27 protein-coding genes and 1 tRNA gene are annotated in these 19921 nt (G+C 44.9%); 4 read left to right on the top strand and 24 right to left on the bottom strand.

Annotated features, from left to right (window positions below; translation table 11 throughout):
• Together WG905_RS11740 and WG905_RS11735 are read right to left on the bottom strand one after the other, a co-directional pair.
• Positions 1–780: a hypothetical protein gene (locus WG905_RS11740; RefSeq protein ID WP_339591913.1), complete on the bottom strand. Its 780-nt coding sequence runs from the start codon at positions 778–780 to the stop codon at positions 1–3.
• A gap of 3 nt (positions 781–783) precedes the next feature.
• Complete coding sequence (locus WG905_RS11735) at positions 784–1449, bottom strand: hypothetical protein (protein ID WP_339591912.1); 666 nt, start codon at positions 1447–1449, stop codon at positions 784–786.
• Between the two features lie 59 nt (positions 1450–1508).
• On the opposite strand from WG905_RS11735, the gene WG905_RS11730 reads away from it, so the two are divergent.
• Positions 1509–1787, top strand: coding sequence for a type II toxin-antitoxin system RelE/ParE family toxin (locus tag WG905_RS11730; RefSeq protein WP_339591911.1), 279 nt, complete (start codon positions 1509–1511; stop codon positions 1785–1787).
• A gap of 10 nt (positions 1788–1797) precedes the next feature.
• A complete protein-coding gene (locus WG905_RS11725) occupies positions 1798–2112 on the top strand; it encodes a HigA family addiction module antitoxin (RefSeq protein WP_339591910.1) in 315 nt (104 codons plus the stop codon).
• A gap of 9 nt (positions 2113–2121) precedes the next feature.
• Here WG905_RS11725 and WG905_RS11720 read toward each other — a convergent pair whose 3' ends face one another.
• The 16 genes from WG905_RS11720 to WG905_RS11645 all read right to left on the bottom strand — a co-directional run bounded on the left by WG905_RS11720 (position 2122) and on the right by WG905_RS11645 (position 13608).
• The gene (locus WG905_RS11720) at positions 2122–2772 is read right to left on the bottom strand and encodes a hypothetical protein (protein WP_339591909.1); all 651 of its coding nucleotides are present in this window, start codon (positions 2770–2772) and stop codon (positions 2122–2124) included.
• Complete coding sequence (locus WG905_RS11715) at positions 2769–3431, bottom strand: hypothetical protein (protein ID WP_339591908.1); 663 nt, start codon at positions 3429–3431, stop codon at positions 2769–2771. The genes WG905_RS11720 and WG905_RS11715 overlap by 4 nt, the downstream gene beginning before the upstream one ends.
• Positions 3428–5899 (bottom strand): TraG family conjugative transposon ATPase, encoded by a 2472-nt coding sequence (locus WG905_RS11710; protein ID WP_339592212.1) that lies wholly within the window; start codon positions 5897–5899, stop codon positions 3428–3430. Before WG905_RS11710 ends, WG905_RS11715 begins: the two co-directional genes overlap by 4 nt.
• 1 nt (position 5900) lies before the next feature.
• The gene (locus WG905_RS11705) at positions 5901–6209 is read right to left on the bottom strand and encodes a DUF4133 domain-containing protein (protein ID WP_339591907.1); all 309 of its coding nucleotides are present in this window, start codon (positions 6207–6209) and stop codon (positions 5901–5903) included.
• The gene (locus tag WG905_RS11700) at positions 6209–6520 is read right to left on the bottom strand and encodes a DUF4134 domain-containing protein (RefSeq protein ID WP_339591906.1); all 312 of its coding nucleotides are present in this window, start codon (positions 6518–6520) and stop codon (positions 6209–6211) included. The genes WG905_RS11705 and WG905_RS11700 overlap by 1 nt, the downstream gene beginning before the upstream one ends.
• A gap of 41 nt (positions 6521–6561) precedes the next feature.
• Positions 6562–6882 carry a DUF4134 domain-containing protein gene (locus WG905_RS11695; RefSeq protein ID WP_339591905.1) on the bottom strand — a complete coding sequence of 107 codons (321 nt, stop codon included), beginning with the start codon at positions 6880–6882 and terminating at the stop codon, positions 6562–6564.
• Positions 6883–6889: 7 nt separating this feature from the next.
• Positions 6890–7219, bottom strand: coding sequence for a hypothetical protein (locus tag WG905_RS11690; RefSeq protein WP_339591904.1), 330 nt, complete (start codon positions 7217–7219; stop codon positions 6890–6892).
• A complete protein-coding gene (locus WG905_RS11685) occupies positions 7216–7596 on the bottom strand; it encodes a hypothetical protein (protein ID WP_339591903.1) in 381 nt (126 codons plus the stop codon). The genes WG905_RS11690 and WG905_RS11685 overlap by 4 nt, the downstream gene beginning before the upstream one ends.
• Positions 7578–8213 (bottom strand): ParA family protein, encoded by a 636-nt coding sequence (locus WG905_RS11680; RefSeq protein WP_339591902.1) that lies wholly within the window; start codon positions 8211–8213, stop codon positions 7578–7580. The genes WG905_RS11685 and WG905_RS11680 overlap by 19 nt, the downstream gene beginning before the upstream one ends.
• Before the next feature lie 19 nt (positions 8214–8232).
• Entirely contained in the window at positions 8233–9387 is a 1155-nt protein-coding gene (locus tag WG905_RS11675) for a relaxase/mobilization nuclease domain-containing protein (RefSeq protein ID WP_339591901.1), read from the bottom strand.
• A 2-nt stretch (positions 9388–9389) separates the two neighbouring features.
• A complete protein-coding gene (locus WG905_RS11670) occupies positions 9390–9791 on the bottom strand; it encodes a ribbon-helix-helix domain-containing protein (protein ID WP_339591900.1) in 402 nt (133 codons plus the stop codon).
• 713 nt (positions 9792–10504) lie between these two features.
• Positions 10505–11488 carry a DUF8464 domain-containing protein gene (locus WG905_RS11665; RefSeq protein ID WP_339591899.1) on the bottom strand — a complete coding sequence of 328 codons (984 nt, stop codon included), beginning with the start codon at positions 11486–11488 and terminating at the stop codon, positions 10505–10507.
• A gap of 17 nt (positions 11489–11505) precedes the next feature.
• Entirely contained in the window at positions 11506–12330 is an 825-nt protein-coding gene (locus tag WG905_RS11660; RefSeq protein ID WP_339591898.1) for a DUF8464 domain-containing protein, read from the bottom strand.
• 23 nt (positions 12331–12353) lie between these two features.
• Complete coding sequence (locus tag WG905_RS11655) at positions 12354–12680, bottom strand: hypothetical protein (protein WP_339591897.1); 327 nt, start codon at positions 12678–12680, stop codon at positions 12354–12356.
• Positions 12681–12929: 249 nt separating this feature from the next.
• On the bottom strand, positions 12930–13208 hold the full coding sequence (locus tag WG905_RS11650; RefSeq protein ID WP_339591896.1) for a hypothetical protein: 279 nt from the start codon (positions 13206–13208) through the stop codon (positions 12930–12932).
• A 163-nt stretch (positions 13209–13371) separates the two neighbouring features.
• Positions 13372–13608, bottom strand: a complete 237-nt coding sequence (locus WG905_RS11645) for a helix-turn-helix domain-containing protein (RefSeq protein WP_339592211.1) — start codon at positions 13606–13608, stop codon at positions 13372–13374.
• A 123-nt stretch (positions 13609–13731) separates the two neighbouring features.
• Between WG905_RS11645 and WG905_RS11640 the strand changes: the two genes are divergently transcribed.
• Positions 13732–13950, top strand: a complete 219-nt coding sequence (locus WG905_RS11640) for a hypothetical protein (RefSeq protein WP_339591895.1) — start codon at positions 13732–13734, stop codon at positions 13948–13950.
• Here the strand turns inward: WG905_RS11640 and WG905_RS11635 are convergent.
• The 6 genes from WG905_RS11635 to WG905_RS11610 form a co-directional block, all read right to left on the bottom strand.
• Complete coding sequence (locus tag WG905_RS11635; protein ID WP_339591894.1) at positions 13945–15120, bottom strand: hypothetical protein; 1176 nt, start codon at positions 15118–15120, stop codon at positions 13945–13947. The genes WG905_RS11640 and WG905_RS11635 overlap by 6 nt on opposite strands.
• A gap of 136 nt (positions 15121–15256) precedes the next feature.
• Positions 15257–16189 (bottom strand): helix-turn-helix transcriptional regulator, encoded by a 933-nt coding sequence (locus WG905_RS11630; protein ID WP_339591893.1) that lies wholly within the window; start codon positions 16187–16189, stop codon positions 15257–15259.
• 5 nt (positions 16190–16194) lie between these two features.
• Positions 16195–16773, bottom strand: coding sequence for a GNAT family N-acetyltransferase (locus WG905_RS11625; protein WP_339591892.1), 579 nt, complete (start codon positions 16771–16773; stop codon positions 16195–16197).
• A 221-nt stretch (positions 16774–16994) separates the two neighbouring features.
• Positions 16995–17141 carry a hypothetical protein gene (locus WG905_RS11620; RefSeq protein ID WP_339591891.1) on the bottom strand — a complete coding sequence of 49 codons (147 nt, stop codon included), beginning with the start codon at positions 17139–17141 and terminating at the stop codon, positions 16995–16997.
• Positions 17142–17222: 81 nt separating this feature from the next.
• Positions 17223–18518 (bottom strand): tyrosine-type recombinase/integrase, encoded by a 1296-nt coding sequence (locus WG905_RS11615; RefSeq protein ID WP_339591890.1) that lies wholly within the window; start codon positions 18516–18518, stop codon positions 17223–17225.
• 186 nt (positions 18519–18704) lie between these two features.
• Positions 18705–18778 (bottom strand) — tRNA-Ile (locus tag WG905_RS11610).
• A 327-nt stretch (positions 18779–19105) separates the two neighbouring features.
• On the opposite strand from WG905_RS11610, the gene WG905_RS11605 reads away from it, so the two are divergent.
• On the top strand, positions 19106–19828 hold the full coding sequence (locus WG905_RS11605) for an LOG family protein (RefSeq protein ID WP_339591889.1): 723 nt from the start codon (positions 19106–19108) through the stop codon (positions 19826–19828).
• Positions 19829–19921 lie beyond the last annotated feature (93 nt).

Raw genomic sequence — 19921 nt, 5'->3', positions numbered from 1 at the left:
TTAGAGTTTGGATTTGCTCAGAATGGCATCGGCAATCTGCTGATCGGTGCGGTAGCCATCCCTTTGCACCATGGGCTGCTCCCTGGTCTTCATTTTGTTTGCGGATTCGTTCAGGGAAAGGAATTTTCGGGCATACTGTTTCTTTGCTTCCCAGGAAGTGTTCAGCCTGCGGTACTCTAAAAACAGCCGGTGATAGGCCAGTATGCGTGATCCGCGATCCAGCGTCGCATTCATGGCGCCGTCTAGGCGTTCCCGAAGGCCGGCGGATTCTTCACGGTACCAGTCATAGACGCCTGTGCGCATTAGGTAATCCTTTTCCTTAACAGGAATATCCGTTAATAAGGCGGCGTCCTGCTGGTTTAAAAGCGGTTCAAATTCGTGCCGGTAATAAAGCAGCCACAATGGATCGCCGGCAGAAAAAACAGCGGAATAATTGACCGCTTCAGTTACTGCGGTATTCCTTAATGTATCCGCGTGGAGTTTATAAGCATTTTCAGTGTTCTGCATGGCGGCTACAAAAGCAAGTCTCTGGGTCTGCGGGCCGGCGGGCCCCAATGGGCGCAGGTCTTTTTTGGGATAGTCCGGGTGCCAGGCCCAGGTGAGCCAGTAGTTAGGATTGAGACCCAGAAAGCCCTTGGTCGGGGTAAACTTCTTTTTATCCCATTGCTTAAAGACCATGCGTTCCTGCTGGTTGACAATATGTCTGTCACGGATCACCCGCTGGGCAAGGGCCTGGACGATCAACAGGGACAATAACGTTGTTAAAAAATAGTTCTTCATCGGTTATTCTTTTAAAAGTTGATAATTGCGAATGATGTCACCGGCCAGACGAATATCCTGGTTGATGAAATCCCTATAAGGATTGGCCGTTTTTAGTATGCCGTTCATTTTGGCCCAGTACATGGACCTGCCCATGCTGTAACACAGTGCCCGCATGACCTTCAGCTCTAAGATGACCTTGCGCAACAAAGCATCCCTTTTCTGGTAATCCATCAGCACATTACTGCCTTCTTTAAACACAAAGGCGGATACTTCACTAACCAGGTTGATTCCACGGGTTTTCATCTGCCGGGCCACGTCTTCTGCGAACAGCAGCAGGTACGGTTCTGTTCCTGCCATAACGATCATAGCATTACTTTCCCGGATGATCTCGGCACTGATATGCGCGACTTGGGCAGCAGCAATCCCGCTTTTCAGCGCCTGGTTGACCTGGGTAAGCGAATTATGAATCAGAGTTTGCACCATGACGACGGAGCTGATATTCAGGTTAATATCGTCCAGCCGGTTGCTGATGGTGTTCAGGTAATTGTTATGGGAATTTTCAGCTGCCAGGCGAACTGCGCCGTTTTCATTAACAATTGCAAAATGGCCCGGATCGAAAATAATGGTCTGGGAGTAAACGTTTAAAAGCTTAAAAAACAGCAAGGATAGTATCAGACTTTTTTTCATATAAATGTTTTAATTGATTAAACATTTGTAACCTGACACGTTTCATGTTACATTTGTAAATGATTGTTAGCTTTAGACACAAAGGACTTAAGCTCTTTTACGAAAAGGGAGATGCTTCAAAACTTCAACCGCAGCACGTAAGCAAGATCAGGCTGATCTTAACCCGTCTTGATGCAGCTAAATCCCCTGAAGAACTGAATGTACCGGGGTATGGCCTTCATCAGCTGAAAGGTGACCTGAGAAACTTTTGGTCGGTAAAGGTTGACAAGAATTACAGGATTATTTTCAAAGTTGAAAATGAAAATACTCAGGAAGTAGATTATATTGATTATCATTAATTAAACAATTATGGCAATGTTCAGTCCAGCGCATCCCGGAGAATTAATCAGGGAAACTATTGATGGAATCACGGAAGAAACCGGGAATAAGTTAAGTGTGGAAGAAGTCGCAAAAGGTTTGGGCACGACCCGGAAAACATTATCTGCTATCATTAATGGGAAGCAGTCTGTTACACCGGAAATGGCGATCAAACTGGCGACAGGTTTCAGCAATACAACTCCTGAATTTTGGTTGCAGGTGCAGGATAATTACAACCTGTTCCAGGCAAGAAAAAAGGTAGATACCAAGTCCATCCGGGTTTTTTGGAAGGCGGCTGTTCTTTAAGAAAAAATTTCAGTTTTTTAGGATGGCGGCATTCCGTATTATGTCATCGATAAGCTGTTTATCTTGGTTCACAAAATCTGCAAACGGGTTTAGTGAACGTTTATAATTCGCCTGCACCATGGAAAGGACCAGTCCTTTACTAGCACCTTCGATCAGACGGAGCTCCGTTAAAGCATGTAAAAATAGGATCTTACGGTCACTGGCCTTCATCTGGTTAATGTCGCCGATGCTCAGGGCCAGGCCTGCGATATAATTCGCCAGCATCCTTGCCCGGTCGGCCAGATCTTTTTCCGTCTGAAAAGCAAGTGCGATCAAAACGGGATTATCACTGGCCAGCTGGTAAATGATATCTTGCTGCCGGATGATCTCCGAAATAACAGGGCTGGCTTCCAGTCCGATCTGGGCGGCATCAATGGCCAGTCCTACGGTATGAAAACGGCGTTGCAATTCCCTGTACTTTGTTTTCAGTTTGCTCATTTGTGTTTTGTTGACCTCTTCATTGGCAGAGGTAACCGCCTGTTTATTCTTTGCCTGGTCCTGCCTGCTGTGTTCACTTTTGCTTTCGGCTACCAGTTGGTGGATCAGTTGCACATTCAGCTGGCAAAAGGCATTTTGCAGCAGCCCAAAAAGCAGGCAAATCAGGGTGATCGTTCCTTTCATTGTTTCAAGTATTTGGCGTTTCTGATAATATCATCAGCGATCTGCATATCAATATTGATATAGCCCGCATATGGGTTCAGGGAATTTAGGATGCCCCGCTGTTTTGCCCAAAACATCGTGCGCTGCATACCGTAGGCCACACCACGCAGGATCATAAGCTCGGTCCTGATCCGGTTCAGCAGTTTGGCACGTTCGCCTGAATCCATCAGGTTATTTACGCCTCCTTGCAATACAAAGGAGCTGACTTCTGCGGCCAGGGCCGTTCCCCTGCGCTTGAACTCCCGGGCGCCCCCTTCGGCAAACAGCAACAGTGCTGGATTACTTTGGGCTAGCGAAACAGCCTTGTTTACATCAGTTACAATATCCACGCTGATCTCGGCAATATCCTGGATGGCCAGCAAGGAACGGACGGCACCGGACACCTCGCTCAGACCACGGTAGATCTGCTGCTGCAAATCGTTCACGATGACCAGCTGCCCGGTAACGGCCAGCTGCCCCCGCTGGATCAATGTCAGGTTATCATTGGTTTTATTGAGCTGCCCGTTGATAACGCCGGAATGGAAGGCCATCGCGCCCGCCGTGGTAGGGTCCACATAAATCTGGGCAAAAACAGGGCAGCCTGCCAGGCATAGTCCTGCTAATAAAAGTAGTCGTTTCATACAAAATCGGGTTTAAAAAATTCAGTGGAACCTGGTTCAGGTAGCCCATCACGGTTGATCTTGCGGACAAATGTATCCAGGGACAGGCCACTTTTCTCAAGATCCGAGACAAAGGCTTCCAGTGCGGTCTGGTAAGTCCCGTAGGCGTTCGTATAAATCTCCACTGCGCTTTTTTCCGGCTTTTCAGTGGTGTAGGCCAGATACTGAAAAATGGAAACTTCTACTCCGTATACCTCTCCCGAAGCGCCGCGACGGATATAGACCTCTTTAAAACGCCCCCTGTTATCGGTGTTGTCCAGCTTGTTGATGGTAAATATCTTCTTCTGCTCGGTTTCGGTGACGGCCAGGAGTTTGGCGATCTCTTTATAATTCTCCTTGAACTTACTCTGGTCGAGCAGACAAATGGTATCCGAATTATTAAGGATACTATCCTTGACCACGGCATTGCCGAGTATGTCCCCCAGTTCCTGGGTGACCACGATGGCCTCGCCCCAGAATTTCCTGACTGTCTTGTACAGATAAAGAATGTATGAGGCCATCAGCGGGGATGCGATAGCCTTCCACGCTTCTTCGATGATCAGGGCTTTCCGCTGGTCCTTGCGGTGCCTCATCTTCTGGATGAACACATCCATAATAATCAGCGTCACAATGGGAAACAGGATCCGGTTCTCTTTCACCGCATCAATTTCAAATACAATAAACCGTTCAGAAAAAAGGGATGTGTCCGCAGGTTCGTTGAGGATGCTTTCAAATTCACCGTTACGGTAAAATTTCTTTAGCACATATCTGAATTCGTCCAGGTCAAAAGGTATCCTTTCTTCGCTTTTTATCTGAGGTACCTTTTCCATAGCAAACTCATAAAAGGAATTAAAATCCAGTTGCAGAATCTTGTTTTCCTTTCCGTCGTTACTGCTAAAGTACTGGCCGTAGTAGGCTGAGATGACATTGGAAATCACATCACGCTCCACGGCGCTTACAGTTCCTTCGGCGCCCTTCCATAAAAGGCTGATCAAGGTAACAAGGAAGTCCTTTTTTTCAATATTATATTCACCTTCAGAAATCGCAAAAGGATTCATAGTGATTGGTTTGTTATCCGACCAGGTAATGTACTTGCCATTGAAATAATCACTCATACCTGAATAGGAATGTCCGGTATCCACGATCACCACATCCATATTATAGAGCATATACTGCTCAATCAGGGCATTCATAAAAAAACTTTTGCCAGAGCCTGATGGGCCAAGCACAAATTTATTGCGATTGTTGATCCGGTTACTACGCATGGGCAGATCTGCAGGGTCAATCCCAACCGGGATGCCTTGACGGTCGGTGAACCTGATCAAGAAACCAGACTGTTCATCTTTTAATAAGGCCTCCTTAAAAAATAAGCAGAGCGCGGCATCGGCCGTGGTCAGAAACCAGTCGTATTTTTTGAGCTCTACGCCGTTGCCTGGCAGGGCGCAGCGGAACAGTTCCAGCTGGTTGTAGGCATTGCGCGAGGGAATAATACCCTGTTGGAAAAGTGCGGCCTCAATGTAATTGACCGCTTTTCCAATTTGTTTTTCTTCCGCGCAGACGATCATGGAATAATGGGCATTGACCAGTAACTGATTGTCCCTGGCTACATCGACTAGTAATAGGTCTATATCCTCCACGCAGATCAAGTTGGCCGGATCGGGCACCCCAGAATGGCGCTTGCGTTTAAGTTCCAGTTTATTGAGTGTCATCTGCTGGTTCGGTATTTCCAGCAGCTGGTTATAGATGATGACACGGTACCCGGGAACCTGGTGCAGAAAGGAAAGATTATCTACGGGAAAATCCCGCATGCCCTTGTTGTCCTGTTTTTCGGTATAAGCGCCTACTTTTTCCGGCAGATCCACGGAGTCGGTATTGACCATGCTGATGCATTGGATAGCAAGGTTACCCATATTTAGCTGCTGATCCCCGCAGCGCATATTATTAAGCGCGATATAGGGTGAAGCAAATTCCATGCTGAGCACCTTGCTTACATAGCGGTTGATCTCAGCCTCGTTCAGGAAACGCGGGTTAAGTCCGGCGCTAGCCAGCAAGTCGGAAAGTTTGGCCATGTTCTGGAAAAAATCGGCCAGTACCTTTTTGTCAAACGTGTAAAAAGCGCCTCGTTTGACCTGGCGGGTGATGGCCAGATAGGTTTTAATATCGGTGTATTCCCGACCTTCAAAGTGTGCGTGGTATTTCTGCTGTAGAAATTCCCCGGCAGGAACAGCCTTATATTTCTTGCGGATAAATACATCCTGCTTCTGTATAATATGCCCTTCACCCAATATTTTGATAATGTTCAGCAGCAGACTTTGATAGCCGGAATAGGCATCCGGGTCGGCGCCGTATTGCAGCACCGGGTTGTCAATGTGCAGGATCATAGAGAAATCACCTTTCTCCCCGTACAGTATGTGCAGGCCGTTATGGGTGTCGATCCCGGCGTAGGGCATTTTAAATGCTGTTTTTCTTTCTCGCTGCATGGTTAATCTTTAAATGAACTGGATGGATAATGACCCCGGTGTTTCTGGTTTTAGCATGCAGGCCGTCCTTTTGGCGGAAAAAGGTATAGCCGAGCCCGGCCGAGATCAAGGCAATGGTCAGGAAACCGCCCAGATACATGCTGGTGAGTGCCCCGATCAGGCCACCAAGGATCAGTCCGCCGGCAAGGGAACCGATGCCCCAGTAAATGAATTTCCCTCTGAATCCGCGGTAAATAAGGGGCTTTTGAAGCCCCTTATAAATTGGATACTTAGCGGTCATTATACGCCGAAAAATGCTTTAATGACCACGGATACCAGCACCAGGAATAGGCAGGAACCGCCCCATGACATTAACTCTTTGTTAATATCCTGATCTCCAGAGTTCCATTTGATATACACACGGACTCCACCGATCAGACCAACCACGGCTCCAATGGCCAGGATTAGCGTAGACACGGGATCTACATAACTGGTCAGTGAAGAAGTGGCGGCATTGATGCCGGTAGAACCACCGCCCTGGGCAAATGAAGATTGAGCTGCCAGCATGGAAAGCGCAGCAATTGCAAACAGTTTTTTGGTTTTTACTGTCATGGATTAAAAAATTAAAAGTGAATAAAAATTGAAATGGCTGTTTAATAGACCGCGAACAAGGCTTTGAGCACCGCTCCGATGACCGAAAGGAACACGCAGGAAAAGAACCAGCCCATGATCTGGGCATCTATATGATGTTTTCCGGACTGCCAGTTGGCATACACGCGCAGGCCGCCCAGTATGCCGCTGATGGCACCGAGCACGAGCACCATGTCCGAAAGGCTAAAATACCAGCGGTTCATTTCACCACTGGCCTGGTAAAATTCACCGATGCCCGGCGGCGACTGGGCCATGCCGAAAAAAGGCAGGGCAAAAAAAAAGACAACCAGAGTTGTCTTTAAAAGATGGTGCTTGAATTTCATCGATACCTTAATAAGGAATAGCTTTGGTGTACTCGATCAGATCGGACTGAGCCAGGGAAAAAAGCTGTTTCAGGCTTACCCCGCCCGTTGTTTGCAAGGGGCCGGAAGAAATGGCCTGCCTGCTTTTAGGCTCCGTATCCGGGCTTTGTGATGCGCCGGCCGTTGGCTGGTCGGTATAGACTTGCCGGGGTTGCTGATCTTCAGAAAAGACCAGTTCATCCTGGTTTCCGTCCTCGGTGGGTTGTCCCCTTGACCTCAGCAGGTCAAAAGAAACATTGAGCAGGTAATACAGGGAATAAACAGCAGCCAGGCTGTGTAAAAATTGTGTCCAGTTCATAATTCTATGGTTTTAATGTTTTCTTTAATGTATTGGATAAGTTCAGGGTGCTGACGTAGAAAATGTTGCAGACTGTAGGCAATCAGCTTGTTCATATCAATGGCTTTGGCGACTTTCAGCTGCTTCAACAGGAATACCGTACGATCATCCAGGCGGATCAGCAGTTTTTCCCTGCCGGCTAGTTCAAAGGCCAGGATACTTTCAAATAGGGTTTCGAGTGAGGCGTCCGCTGGTCTTTTACCTGATCTTGATACCATATTTTTTCTAACCGGTGATATTTCAGCCGGGTTGTCCTGTCCCGCATGGCTGTCTTTTTTAATAGTCTCCCTTAGTTCGTCGGCCAGTGATTTAATCTCGTTCATTTTTGTTCCTCCCATTCCAGGTACTGGCTGTAAATCAGATCGAGCAACGGCAGCACAACCGGATACAGGATCAGCGGTGTCTGGAAGGTGCTGATTCGCTGGAAGTCCACCCTATCAGTCAGACCGGGGGCGATCATCCCGAAACGCTGCATCACCTTTTCTATTTCTGTCCTGGTTTCATATTTGACAGTATTCTTGATGCGGTTGGGAATAAAGATGAACGGGGCCTTATCGTTGATCTTTCGCAGCACCATTGCAAACAGCAGGGTTGAATCCACGGAAAATTCATCATAGGCAAACGGGCAAAGCACGATGTCGGCAGCGGCGAACAGCGGCAGCAGGCCGTCATCATCCATCTTGCCCGGAAGATCGATCAGTATGATCTCACCCGACCTGCTACTAAGTGCGCTGTGCAGTGACGGAAAATGTTTCAAGTCGGCCGGTACCACTTCATAAAGCGGTTCGTTTTCCAGGATCTTTGCTTTTTCAGCCTTCGAGGCCAGAGACTGCTGATAGTCCATATCCAGGACGGTGACCTTTCGCTTTTTGACCTGGGTCAGGTAATTGGCAAAAAGCAGGGTAAGCGTGCTTTTTCCGGCACCGCCTTTTTGGTTTCCAATGAGTATAACCATAATAGTAGATTTTTAATTTTTATCGGGTATTGGTCCTGGTTTTGCGCTTGCGCTGCCGGTTGCGGCCGAGTATGGCCTCATCGTCTATGTCATCGGCGATATCCAGGTTGATCTCCGGCATCCATGCGGTAGATATGGTTTCCCACTGTTCCTCTGCTTCTAAAACGGCCTGGCTTATAATGGGAGTTGGCCTCAGACTGTCGCCAATGGGCTGTTCAAGTTCAGGCAGATGGCCGAGGGGTGGCTTGATAAATTCTGTAATCGGCATGAGCTCACCGCCTTTATAAACAGTCTTTTGCGCATGGTCTATCAGGGTATAGCCATAAGGCGGCATCCCTGCGTTGCCATGAAAGAGCACCTGTACACCGAATTTTGAGGCCAGCAGTTCGGCCAGCTCCGAAGTATAACCGGTAGGTTTGGCTGCCTTCCCTCCGGGCAGAGGCACTGTTATTGGGATGATGGCAGGGTTATGGCTTACCCGGTATTTTTCTGTAATGGCACGGAGCTGTGCCAGACGGTCAATATCTTTCTTATAAAAGGTGATTCGGGAGTCAACTTCGGCCGTATCAACGCTGCCTTGCTGCTTGCCGTACCTGAAAACCTGGTATTGCCCATCCGTAAGTTTCAGAGTATAGCCCTGTGATTCCAGGATCATCATAAACTGGGCACGGGTTGAAAAATTATAGCTAAGCGCCTTATCCAGGTCTTTGATGACCTGCTTTTTTTCGTCTATGCCCATAACCTGATTCAATACCTGGTAGGCACGTATCTTTTCATAGCTGTCATTGATCTTTTGACCATTTTCATCCACGCGGGTCGATACGATATGAATATGGTTATTGCCTGTGTCCTTATGGAATACCATTAAGTAAGGCTGCTCTCCGTAACCCATACCTTTAAGCCATTGGGCAGCTATTTCGGTGAGCTGCTCTTTGCTGTGTGATTTTCCTTTACAGGAGATCACGGCATGGAACTGCGGATATTTGGTCCGGGCACTTGTCGCTGAACGGGCTTCCAGGTAATTGATGTAATCCTTTGGTTTCAAATGTTCCAGGGCCTGCAAAACGCCGAAATTCTCGACCTTCATTAGCTCGCCTTTATCGTTTTCTATTTTATTGGTATTATATTGAACACCTTTAAATGTGGCGGACTTTGGCAATATCTTTACAATCATGGCTAGCCCTTCATTAAGCGGATGATCTGCCGGATGATTTTTTCCAGTTCCTGCTGCACGGAAATATACCGGCCCAGCAAGCTGTTAAATTCAGTGGCCACACTTTGGTTCCGCAAGCCCTGTTTGTAGAGTATGTTGGCATGCTTTGCCAGCTGATTGATATTGTTGCCAGACCTGCCGAGTTCAGCACCGATACCGTCCAGCTGTTTCATCAGCTCTTTAGCGTTCACCAGCATTTTAGCTGAGTTTTTCAATACCCGAATACGCACAATATCGGCCCGGCTGATACCCAGGAACTTTTCCAGTTCCTGGAACTGCTGCAACTCTGGCTCACTAAGCCTTAATTCAAAGCGGCGTATTTTCGGGGCGGAAAACCGGTTTTTGGAAGGATGGCTGTTTGGCATAAGCAGATGAATTTAAGGGTACCAGTTGAAAGATAGACTTCCAGGAGCGACTTGTAAAACAATGGCATCGCCGTAATCCGGAAAATTTCGGGTCTGCTTTATAAGGCGGTGGTTTGACCGCGTTACCGAAAAAAAGGGAGTTGCGACCTTTTTTCTTCCTCAGTCTTGCCTTTCCCCAGCGGGGTTAGGCATGTCTGAGGCAAGTCTGTTTTTGTCGGTCAGACCAGCCGGAGGCGGGCTGTACGGACAAAAACACAACTTGCAGAATACAAAACAAAAAAGGTGCTTATGCCGTTTGGGTAAAAAATGGGATAAATGCCCTGAATTTCGCAGCGATAGCTATATTATAGGTATTACACTGTGTTATTATATTTGAGTTAGACACCTAATGAATATCCTCGTAGGTAAATATCAGGATAGCTATATGCCTGCTTAAACAGCTATCCGTAAATTCGATTAGCTGATTATATAACTAACCGTATATACAGATAAGTAAATAAACAGACATATTTATAAAGGGATAGTAGTTTAGCTATGCATACAGCTATCCATATAGAGGAATAAACAGATATATATTGTATGTTGCCAGTAAATATAAATGAATATCCATATCATTATATATAAGCATAAATACTTAGTTGATTAAACAGCTATCCGTTAAGCTGATAGTTTATAGCTATATAGATGAATAACTGAACTGCAGGATGTGGAAGCTATCGTTTTGGGCCGGCATGATAATTTTGCGTTTCCTGTGACGGATCAGATACGGCGAGTTTCTGCTGGCTCATTTCCTGCATTAATTTGTCGTTATAATCTTTATAGCCCAGATACTCATAAGAACGATCAACTGCTTGAGGAACTTCTTTCAATACTTGCCGAGTAGCTCTGCGGCCGGGATCATCATGATCGAAATAAACATCAACCCGAGGTACGTTCCTGATCCGATCAATAGCCTGATCTAAAAAGACAATGGAATTTAACACGATAGCAGTCGGTAATACTGAAGGGCGATTTTCTTTCAGCCAGCTCAAATAATCCATGTAGCCCTCGAACAGGACGGTATGATCGGGGTGTCCGGAAATAACGGAAATCCCTTTTGCACCGGTACTGCTTTTAAACCCTTTGGCATTGGAAAATTCCCAGTTCTGGTGCTCGTTCTGCCAGCCTATAGCATAAAAATTACGCTGGTCGTCCGGTTTATTCCGGTGGCGGTAATAAATTTCGCTAAGGTGGCCTTTTGCCATATCCAGAATGCCCCTGGATTCCAGGTACTGGGTCAGTATGAAGTTAGAGCCCAGCGGCCGGGTCTTCACGAGTTCAAATTTAAAGCCCGATTCCTCCCGTTCAGCAGGATACTTTTTCGGCGGCACGTATTCAGGGATCAGCGCGGTATCCAGGTTGTTCACCTCCTTGATTTTGTGCAGCACCTCTATAAATGACAGGCGCGGCCAATAAGCCATTCCAAGCTGAACAATACCACCTCCTTTAATATTGGTTTCACCGGCACCACCACGGTCCAGCCACCTTCCACCGGTATCCCATACCGTAAATGATGGGGTTTCCTTTTTAGTTTCACGCAGCATACTATGGTAAAAATGCTCTTTTCCGGTCTTTCTGACCGGATGGTGGCCAAGGCGGGCCAGGAAGTCCACAATGGAAATATCTTCAAGGCTGGATACATCTACATATTCTGACATAGCAAAATGAAAATTTGTTAAGAATTGATTCTTTCTACGGCGGTCAGAAGCTGTCCATCCAGGTCTTTACTTAAGAAAACAGCCACATCACGGAATTTTGTGGCCCTGCTTTTGGCTGCCGGCAAAAATTCGGGGGAGTTCATGACCAGGATGCTGGCATTTGAAGCCCGATGTTCATATTTCCAGCTGAGGTAAGCGATATATTCCTCAAACAAGACCAGTTTCTTTTCATCACCGGGTATAAAGGACATCCCTTTCCGGCCCAGGCATCCTGAAAAGTTCCGGCCTTTGACTTCCCAGCCGCCATTCTCATTTTGCCAACCAGCAGCAAAAAAATCCTTACGCCTGTGCTTTTCATCGACAACATAATAATAGACCTCTTTAAGCTGCCCGACCGAAATCTCCCAGAGGCCCTGAGATTGCAGGTAAGTTGTGATCTCAGGGTTGCAGCCCAGCGGCCGGGTTTCTGCGATATGATAATAGGGAATTTTGATCGCCCTTCTTTTTCTCCCCGCCCGGTGATCGGTACTCCTGACAGAAATTTCCTGTGAGCTGGTACAAAGCTGGGTGATCTTTTCCAGCACCTGATCTGAAGTGAGGTCAGGCCAGTACGCCATTCCAAAATCAATGATGTCACCGCTTTTTTTTGTAAAGCGGTCAAACCACATATCCAGCTGGGTATTGATGGCAAAGGTTGGCCTGGTTTCGGCATCCCTTAATACGTTGAGGTATAACTGTTCATCGCCTGAGCTTTTGGCAGGCTGGTAGCCCAGCCGCGACAAGAGAGTGCTTAATGGCACCTGTTCCTTAATGGAAACGGCATTTAAGAATGTTGTTATCATAGTCGTATTTATTAGCAGTAATTTTAGAAATGGAGGATAGCGTCCAGGGATTTTTGAATGGCTTCGGCCTCTATGCGATCAATTCGCCAGGTAGCCGAGTGGTCGCCGTCCTTGCGGGATGTAATCAAGCCCCATTCAATCCAGTCTTCGATATTTTTCCGGCCGTAAAGGCGGAACGCTTCCGACTTGTTCAGGTACGGCCTGATCTTACCGGTCTTTGCAAGGGCTAACTTCGCCCCCATTTCTGCGGCATCCCTTAAGAGCAGGCCGAGCTGGTGGCTGGTCAATAATATGTTCATGGTAAAAATGCTAAGGGGTAGAAAAACAAGTGTAGTTTTCAGAACCGGCAACGGGTAACGAACCCGGTGCAATCCGCTTTTGCCGGTTTATTATTTCGGGACTACCTGCGTCGTATCCTACGATACGGGCTTTCGCCTGCCAATGCGCTTTCAGTTGTTGGTACTCGATCTTACCGGAACAGGACTGCATAAGCAGCCTGAACCTGGCGCGATACTAACCTCACCTTCGCAAAATTTCCTGCTCCTCACAGGATAATGCCTCATCCCCATACGTCAAAGACCTGATGGAAACGATATATTTTACCTTTCTGCCGCAGGCAGGTAGGTAATCCGGTTGCTGGATGCTGCAACAGCTTCCAGTTTTGTCCGGTCCAAATATTTTCGGGAAATTTTGCCTTTGCGTGTGGTAGGGCTGATTAAGCCTTCGCTGATCCAGCGGTCCACGTTGCCCCGGCCATACAGGCGGTAGGCTTGCGCTTTGGTGATCTGATCCTGTAACTGCCTGCTTTCTTCAAGGGCATTAGCGCTGCCTTGCTCAGCAGCATTTTTTAACAGGTGGACCAGATCTTTCAGCTTCATTTGCTTTCCTTAAAATGTTGGTTTAACTATCATTTCCGGGACAAAGCAAAAAAATAAGGACAGGCCAAAACAGGGACAGGGGGTGACCAAATATGGTCACCCCCTGTCAAAAAGTGGTATTATTATAGGAATAAAGTGGTTTCTTATCTTAAGAAATAAATAGCTATTTAAGGCTGTCGGTATCCATAAGTTCGGTCAGCGAGATACCAAGGCCACCGCATAATGCATGTAGCGTACTCAGGCTGGGGTCGGTTTGTCCAAGTTCAACATAAGACAACTGGCGGTAATCTATACCGGATAGTTCAGCCAGTTTTTCCATAGAGAGTTTTTTATCGGTGCGGAGACTTCGTACGCGTTGGCCAAGTGCTTTGATAATATGTTCATTGCGTACATTCTTCACCCAGCGAAATTGCAATAGAAATAACTGGGATGTTATGAAGTATACTTCATATTTCAAGATTGATTACCTAAATTTACAGGGTATTCAATATTTATTTTCTAATTTCAAAAGAAATCCTGATTAATGGAATCATTAAATATATCGCTGGCCGAGCTGACGTTGAACGAGCTTTTCGTTGAACAGTCCCGACTTTTGGGCCTGGTAACGTTGGGCGATGTCCTTGAGTCCCGAATAGAAACATTGAGCAAAAAAAAGGATTTTAGCTATACCTGGTATGCCGATCTTCTGGCCCTACTGAAAGAACACGGATTGCTCAGCGAATTTCAAAAGCGACAGCTATGAGCCTTTATAATTGGACAGGTTGTAGTTTTCGTTCAGCCAATTCAGCATGGCAATCAGGTGCGCCTTTAGTTTCTGAGCGGTGCTAAATTCTACGTCGGTCGATTTTTTCCGCAGACTTTCAGAAGAAATAAACATTGTTTGTGGTGTGTAAAAGTGGGCTGCGAAAAAGTTGAACACTTCCCCGATGTTTTCCTTTAGCAGCAAGCCTTTTTCAATATGTAAACGGATCAACAGGCCAAACTGTGCAACCGGCATATTGATCCTTAGACGCATCATTGATTTTGTTAGCTGGTCATCTTGCAGAATAACGCGGCGAAGTTTGAGCATTTGTTTGATATACTTTTTCTTTTCCGACAAGAAACCCTGGAGCTGTTCATCAATAGGTACAACGCCCGGCAGCATCTTTACCTTTTTGTTCACCGGCAAGCTGTTTAACTTGTCCTGTTCGGTCATCAGCATTCCCAACTGTTCATGCAGTCCGGAGATATTCTCCAGCGAATTTTTAAAATCACTAATGCAATACAGGTAAAATTCGGGGAGGTTGAAACCGCACATCAAAAGTAGTTCTTTGAACATCCGGGTATCCGCATAGACCGTGCCGTTCACCACTGCCATCAGGTGGCGACAGTAGTCCGCATTCAAAGGACTGATCTCTTTTTTACAGATCAACTGGCAAACACCCTGTTGAACCAAGATCTTTAAATCCCCATCGACAGCCAACTGGTCCAAGTGCAACAGAAAGATTTTATAGCTTCCTTTCAGTTCCATCATTAAATTAGGAAGGCTGTATTGGGTAACCGGAGTCTGTGTATAGATCTTAGGTGCCAGCCTGGCCAAATCTTCCAGCATCGTTTCCAGGAAATTGAGGGTATAAATATAAAGAGACCTGATCTGTGAAGCTGATACACTTCGACTCCATGCCGGTGCCATGCGGAAGAGATAATGGTGAATCGTATCGCTGATCTTAACCAGTTGTTTTATACTAGCGGATGCTTCCTTTTTTGAGAAGATCAGCTGTTTGAACAAGGTTTTTCTGAACATCTTAACTTCGGTGGCAAGATCTTCTTGTAATGATAGCACATGTGTGCTGGTTAACGGTGAATGGGTCAGTTTTTTGGGATGGATGGTATCCTCCACCCAATTCAGCAATAGAACAGGTCCGTTAGTCATATTGTAGTACTTTACATGGATGATTTGGTTTATAAGAACTAAGCTGTAAAAATCCATAGGAAGATCAGCATATGAAATACGTTAACAGGAGATTTAACTAAGTAAAATGACTTAGATGGGGTTATTTAATAAGCTATTATACTTTAAAAACGCCGTATTCTAACTTCCGCAATAACTCAAGGCGCCCATGCGTATTTGTTTTGGCCATCATATTTTGGATATGGGTGGTCACTGTCCGTTCGGCGATATGCAGGCGGGAAGCGATCTCACCTGTATTATAGCCTTCATGCAATAATCTGATGACCTCGGTTTCCCTGGCGGTAAACTGAAACCGAGCACAATTTTCTTTGAACATTTCCGGCCTGATCCCAATGGTGGAAATGTTTTTTAGTTTACTTATTGCATCTCTATCCTGCTGAATCGATTTAAAGATGAACATCCCTGAAACGGCGAGAAAACCCAAATTTGTAAAAAGTGCCTCGGTCAGCTGGCTGAACTGAAAGTAGGCTATGACTGTCATTGATGCCCAAGGAACCACTGCAACGTAAACGGCGATTTCTTCAAGATAATAATTTTTCTGCCTGTTCTTTTTATAGGCTTCCCGGATTCCCCGTAAGATGGCCCAAAGGACTACGATAGAATAAAAAAATGGCACAATGATACCATAGCGCACCGTAAATGACAGGTCCTCATGGATAGAATATGAGATCACAAAAAACAGGAAGTATGGAAGGAGCAGGAACAAAGGCACGCCGTACAACGCATGGAAGCGAAGTAATTTCAGATCAAAAGCTTTATAGAAATAGAAGGGGAAATAAGATGCCATTAAAAAACCGCTGCCGTAAGCAATAATATTCTGCACATAGATTGGCATGGAATACTCAGAATCAGGTAACAATCCACCCGTAACATTGTACAGTATAAGCAAAAACAATAGTATCAGGTACCAGAAGCGTTGTTTGTTGTCTGGCCTGTTTAGGTAACCCGGTAGCAGGAAAATAAACATTGATATTTCCAGCACCGAAAAAATAAAGGTCACCACATGCATTTCCGTTCCAAACACAAGCATAATCTCTATTTAAAAGGGTCACGTTTTAGAAAATACAAAATATACGTCAAGTTAAGTTCATCGTAGATGTGAAAACCGAAGCGCTTGTACCAGGGTAAGTTTTGCAGGGTGGATGTTTCCAGAAATACGGGTAAGCCTTTAGCTTCCGAATCTGCGATCACTTCCGTCAGCAAACTGCTACCAATCCCTGTATGCTGATACATAGGGTTGACCCCTATAAACCAGAGGTAAGCCATTTTTTCTTTGGGCTGCTTTTCCTTAATCAACGCTTCACGCTTCATTGTCTTGCCTATTCCACCAAGACCGACGGCCCCGAAGATCAGTTTCAAGTCCAGGTATATAGACCTGAAGGTTATTTTCTTTTCATGTGGGTAAAGTATTAGCGCGCAAGCTTCTTTATCATCGGACAGCCAGACCTCGCCGAACAGGGAACAGATTTCTATAGAATATTCCATTAAAGCACGTAGCCGCTCCGGCTTTTTAGTGTCCTGCCGGATTATGTAGTTTACACTTTGATTATCTTCAAAAGACCCACTTAACAATTCAACTATTAGTTTCTTATCATCCTTACTGGCTTTTATCATATCGCATTTTTTAAGTTAGTTTTAAACTAGGTTTGGATTTATAGCAAAAGCTTCCGGATTACACAAGTTAGCCTGATGAGCTTCTGATCTATGCTATGTCCAACAAAATAAAAATAGCCCTTACACATTAACTTAATATTAAGGCAACATAACCACAAGTTTAATTACACAAAACTGCAACAAGCAATCATTAGGTCGCTACTTGCAGCCGAATCTAGTCATCATCGTTTACCGATTCTGTAAATAAACAACATCCATACACCGAATGCGACTGCAAAGGCTGGTAAGGGGTTTTCCATAGTTGTTCCAGCCATGAAGGCTCCGGTGCCGATAATGCAAGTCAGGAAAAATAATATTAAATTTTTCATGGTATTCAAAATTAAATAATTTCTACTAAATTAATGAACCTGCCTGATTTTAGTTGATAAAACCAGGCAGAAAACACCTTGTTATGCAGCGTCCTTTATTGCTGCTTCTCTCTTTTGTTTAGCAATCTTCGTATCTAGCTTTCTTAATAAAGTGACAACTTTAATTTGCACTTCGTCAACAATTCCCCAATCTTTCTCAATATAGATATCGGTTGTGCGGTGTTCATCATCTACATGATTTAAAGCCAATGCAACATCGTCCTTTGATATGCGGCACGCGTTACGGGCAATGGTTGCGAATGTATGTCGAGCCCAATAGAGGGTGATGCCGGGAATGCCGGTCAGTTTTCGCAGTTGCTTCATACCTTCGCTCAATGCTGTATCCAGGCCATCATAATGAAAATAGCGAACAGTCAACTTTTCGATGTATTTATCCAGCAATGGTTTCGCTTCTTCGATAATCTTGATACTGATAAAGGCATTGTCCTTTCTTCGGCCTTCTGTCTTCGACCGGTTATAGTCAACCCGTCCGTTTCTGATATCTTTACGGGTCAGATGGTACAGATCTACAGCATTCATACCACATAGATAAAACGAAAGCATATAGAGCTCTTTGGCCAGTTCAGCCCGGCTACCAGGTTTGGTTTCGCAATCTCTGATAATACGGACTTGCTCAATGGTGTTATTTCTCTTTTTGGTTATCGGAGGTGACCCGACCTTGTATTTCTTAAAAGGATAGTGCTTAATCTTATAAATACCCAGATCTTCATTGTTGTACTGATTACAGGCAGCATTGAACATGGTGCGAAGATCACGCATGTGATTGTGAAGCCCACTATCAGATAATCCTTTTTTTACAGTTCTTACTTCCTTTTCGTTCTGGTTCAACCTAACCATAACCCGCTCTGTCCTTAAAAAGCGCTCATAACTGGTCAGCATATTAGAGTTGATCTCATTTATGGAGACAGCATTCCTCTTAAAATAGTCCTTAAGGCTATTGAGTACGGTACGGTGATTGTCAGCAGTTCCGTTACGGTTTTCTTTTCTCAGCTGGTTAATGTAGTCCTGGCAAAAATCGATAAAGTCAATTTCGCTGTCTTTGTCCCGAAGATAATCTCTCAGCGCATCGGTGGAAAAGAAATGCAGCTTTTCACCAAGCTCACCAATCATTTTCCGGTAATCCCTTAACTGTTCATCAATCAGATCGGTGATAAATCTGTCCTTAATCTTTAGTTTTGGAGTCAATTGCTTCTTGACGACATAGTGACTGGTGTCAATATACTTTCTTTGGTTTTTGTGATGGACACAGATTTTTACGTTGTAGGTGCCATCTGCTTTTTTGTGGTGCTCGAACACCTTGGCGCTAACAGTTGCCATAATTTTTTCAATTAGCACGCAAAATCTCCGTAACGTATTTGTAACGGTTTCGCGTTAAGTTTAACAAAAAATTATGTAAATCCTGCCCAAATGACGACTGCAATTGGGAGTTTCGCCGACAGAAATCGGCTCCAAAAAACGAATAAAACCGCCTTAAAATTACTTTTGAGGCGGTTTTTGATTTTGTGGGCCCAGCTGGGCTCGAACCAGCGACCAAAAGATTATGAGTCTTCTACTCTAACCAACTGAGCTATAGGCCCGGTCTTAGATTTATGATCTAAGGAGCGCAATATTAGGGGTTTTTTTTGATATCTCAAAATTCAAAGCCGAATTATTCGTTAAGGTTTTCATTAAAAATTAGGCGTTAATTTTTATTTTGCTGATTACCAGTCACACACACATGCAATTACGGTTTGCAGAGGTCATAAAATTTAAATAAGGCATTGCCATTATCGCGGTATTGTCATCTGCGTGAGTGATTGTAATCACCGATTGTTATAAGAATTTATTGAAATTTGGAGTAGGATTAGAGATTTCCATTTGCCTGTTTAATTTATGCATTCTGCTTTTGTTTTCCAAAATTATCAATGATGAATAAGTCGGAAATCGTTTTCTTAGAGGGTCCTCAATCAAGATGGAAAGACTTTGTATTCACTTTAAAAACGATGAGGGAATTCATACGTGGTTTTAGAAAATTACACTTCCTGGGGCCATGTATCACAGTTTTTGGTTCAGCTCGTTTTAAGGAGGATCACCCTTACTACGATTTAACCCGGAAGGCAGCTGCTGAATTCGCAAAATTAGGGTTTACGATTTTGACGGGCGGAGGACCCGGCTTAATGGAGGCTGCTAACAGAGGCGCGAAAGATGTTAATGGCCGTTCTGTTGGCTGTAACATACAACTCCCTGTAGAACAGCACATAAACTCCTACCTCGACAAATGGGTATACATCCATCACTTCTTTGTCCGTAAGGTTTTATTGGTTAAATATTCTTTTGCTTTCGTTGTCATGCCGGGAGGATATGGCACATTAGATGAGTTTTTTGAAGCACTTACATTGATACAAAACCGTAAGATCAATAATTTTCCGGTTATTGTTTTCGGCAAGGCTTATCATAGTGAACTGCTGGAACATATTGTACTAATGCAAAAAAATGATACCGTTACACCGGAAGATTCCCGGTTATTTCTAGTTACGGACAGTATTGAAGAGGCCATTATACTGATCAGGGAAAAAAGCATCAAACAATACGGGCTTAAAGCAGAAAAAAAAATAAAGCCGTTCAGGTGGCTTTTTGAAAGAGATTAGTACCCATTACTGTGCCGAGCATCATCACTAAAAATGATACTTATCATTATTCAATCGGCTGTAAATTAGCATATTGGTTAAACAAAAACACAG

Origin of the sequence: Pedobacter immunditicola, from assembly GCF_037482985.1 — a bacterium.
In the GTDB taxonomy this organism is placed as follows: domain Bacteria; phylum Bacteroidota; class Bacteroidia; order Sphingobacteriales; family Sphingobacteriaceae; genus Pedobacter; species Pedobacter immunditicola.
The sequence above is the reverse complement of the archived record's forward strand: the minus strand, read 5'-3'. Positions and strand labels throughout refer to the sequence as shown.

Coding starts and splice junctions, on each gene's coding strand:
- WG905_RS11735 (WP_339591912.1), bottom strand. CDS start 1,449: ATGAAAAAAAGTCTGATACTATCCTTGCTGTTTTTTAAGCTTTTAAAC.
- WG905_RS11690 (WP_339591904.1), bottom strand. CDS start 7,219: ATGAACTGGACACAATTTTTACACAGCCTGGCTGCTGTTTATTCCCTG.
- WG905_RS11710 (WP_339592212.1), bottom strand. CDS start 5,899: ATGCCCTACGCCGGGATCGACACCCATAACGGCCTGCACATACTGTAC.
- WG905_RS11685 (WP_339591903.1), bottom strand. CDS start 7,596: ATGGGAGGAACAAAAATGAACGAGATTAAATCACTGGCCGACGAACTA.
- WG905_RS11650 (WP_339591896.1), bottom strand. CDS start 13,208: ATGAAGCTGAAAGATCTGGTCCACCTGTTAAAAAATGCTGCTGAGCAA.
- WG905_RS11700 (WP_339591906.1), bottom strand. CDS start 6,520: ATGACAGTAAAAACCAAAAAACTGTTTGCAATTGCTGCGCTTTCCATG.
- WG905_RS11720 (WP_339591909.1), bottom strand. CDS start 2,772: ATGAAAGGAACGATCACCCTGATTTGCCTGCTTTTTGGGCTGCTGCAA.
- WG905_RS11665 (WP_339591899.1), bottom strand. CDS start 11,488: ATGTCAGAATATGTAGATGTATCCAGCCTTGAAGATATTTCCATTGTG.
- WG905_RS11740 (WP_339591913.1), bottom strand. CDS start 780: ATGAAGAACTATTTTTTAACAACGTTATTGTCCCTGTTGATCGTCCAG.
- WG905_RS11605 (WP_339591889.1), top strand. CDS start 19,106: ATGATGAATAAGTCGGAAATCGTTTTCTTAGAGGGTCCTCAATCAAGA.
- WG905_RS11635 (WP_339591894.1), bottom strand. CDS start 15,120: ATGACTAACGGACCTGTTCTATTGCTGAATTGGGTGGAGGATACCATC.
- WG905_RS11640 (WP_339591895.1), top strand. CDS start 13,732: ATGGAATCATTAAATATATCGCTGGCCGAGCTGACGTTGAACGAGCTT.
- WG905_RS11715 (WP_339591908.1), bottom strand. CDS start 3,431: ATGAAACGACTACTTTTATTAGCAGGACTATGCCTGGCAGGCTGCCCT.
- WG905_RS11670 (WP_339591900.1), bottom strand. CDS start 9,791: ATGCCAAACAGCCATCCTTCCAAAAACCGGTTTTCCGCCCCGAAAATA.
- WG905_RS11660 (WP_339591898.1), bottom strand. CDS start 12,330: ATGATAACAACATTCTTAAATGCCGTTTCCATTAAGGAACAGGTGCCA.
- WG905_RS11725 (WP_339591910.1), top strand. CDS start 1,798: ATGGCAATGTTCAGTCCAGCGCATCCCGGAGAATTAATCAGGGAAACT.
- WG905_RS11620 (WP_339591891.1), bottom strand. CDS start 17,141: ATGAAAAATTTAATATTATTTTTCCTGACTTGCATTATCGGCACCGGA.
- WG905_RS11625 (WP_339591892.1), bottom strand. CDS start 16,773: ATGATAAAAGCCAGTAAGGATGATAAGAAACTAATAGTTGAATTGTTA.
- WG905_RS11630 (WP_339591893.1), bottom strand. CDS start 16,189: ATGCTTGTGTTTGGAACGGAAATGCATGTGGTGACCTTTATTTTTTCG.
- WG905_RS11705 (WP_339591907.1), bottom strand. CDS start 6,209: ATGACCGCTAAGTATCCAATTTATAAGGGGCTTCAAAAGCCCCTTATT.
- WG905_RS11680 (WP_339591902.1), bottom strand. CDS start 8,213: ATGGTTATACTCATTGGAAACCAAAAAGGCGGTGCCGGAAAAAGCACG.
- WG905_RS11695 (WP_339591905.1), bottom strand. CDS start 6,882: ATGAAATTCAAGCACCATCTTTTAAAGACAACTCTGGTTGTCTTTTTT.
- WG905_RS11675 (WP_339591901.1), bottom strand. CDS start 9,387: ATGATTGTAAAGATATTGCCAAAGTCCGCCACATTTAAAGGTGTTCAA.
- WG905_RS11730 (WP_339591911.1), top strand. CDS start 1,509: ATGATTGTTAGCTTTAGACACAAAGGACTTAAGCTCTTTTACGAAAAG.
- WG905_RS11615 (WP_339591890.1), bottom strand. CDS start 18,518: ATGGCAACTGTTAGCGCCAAGGTGTTCGAGCACCACAAAAAAGCAGAT.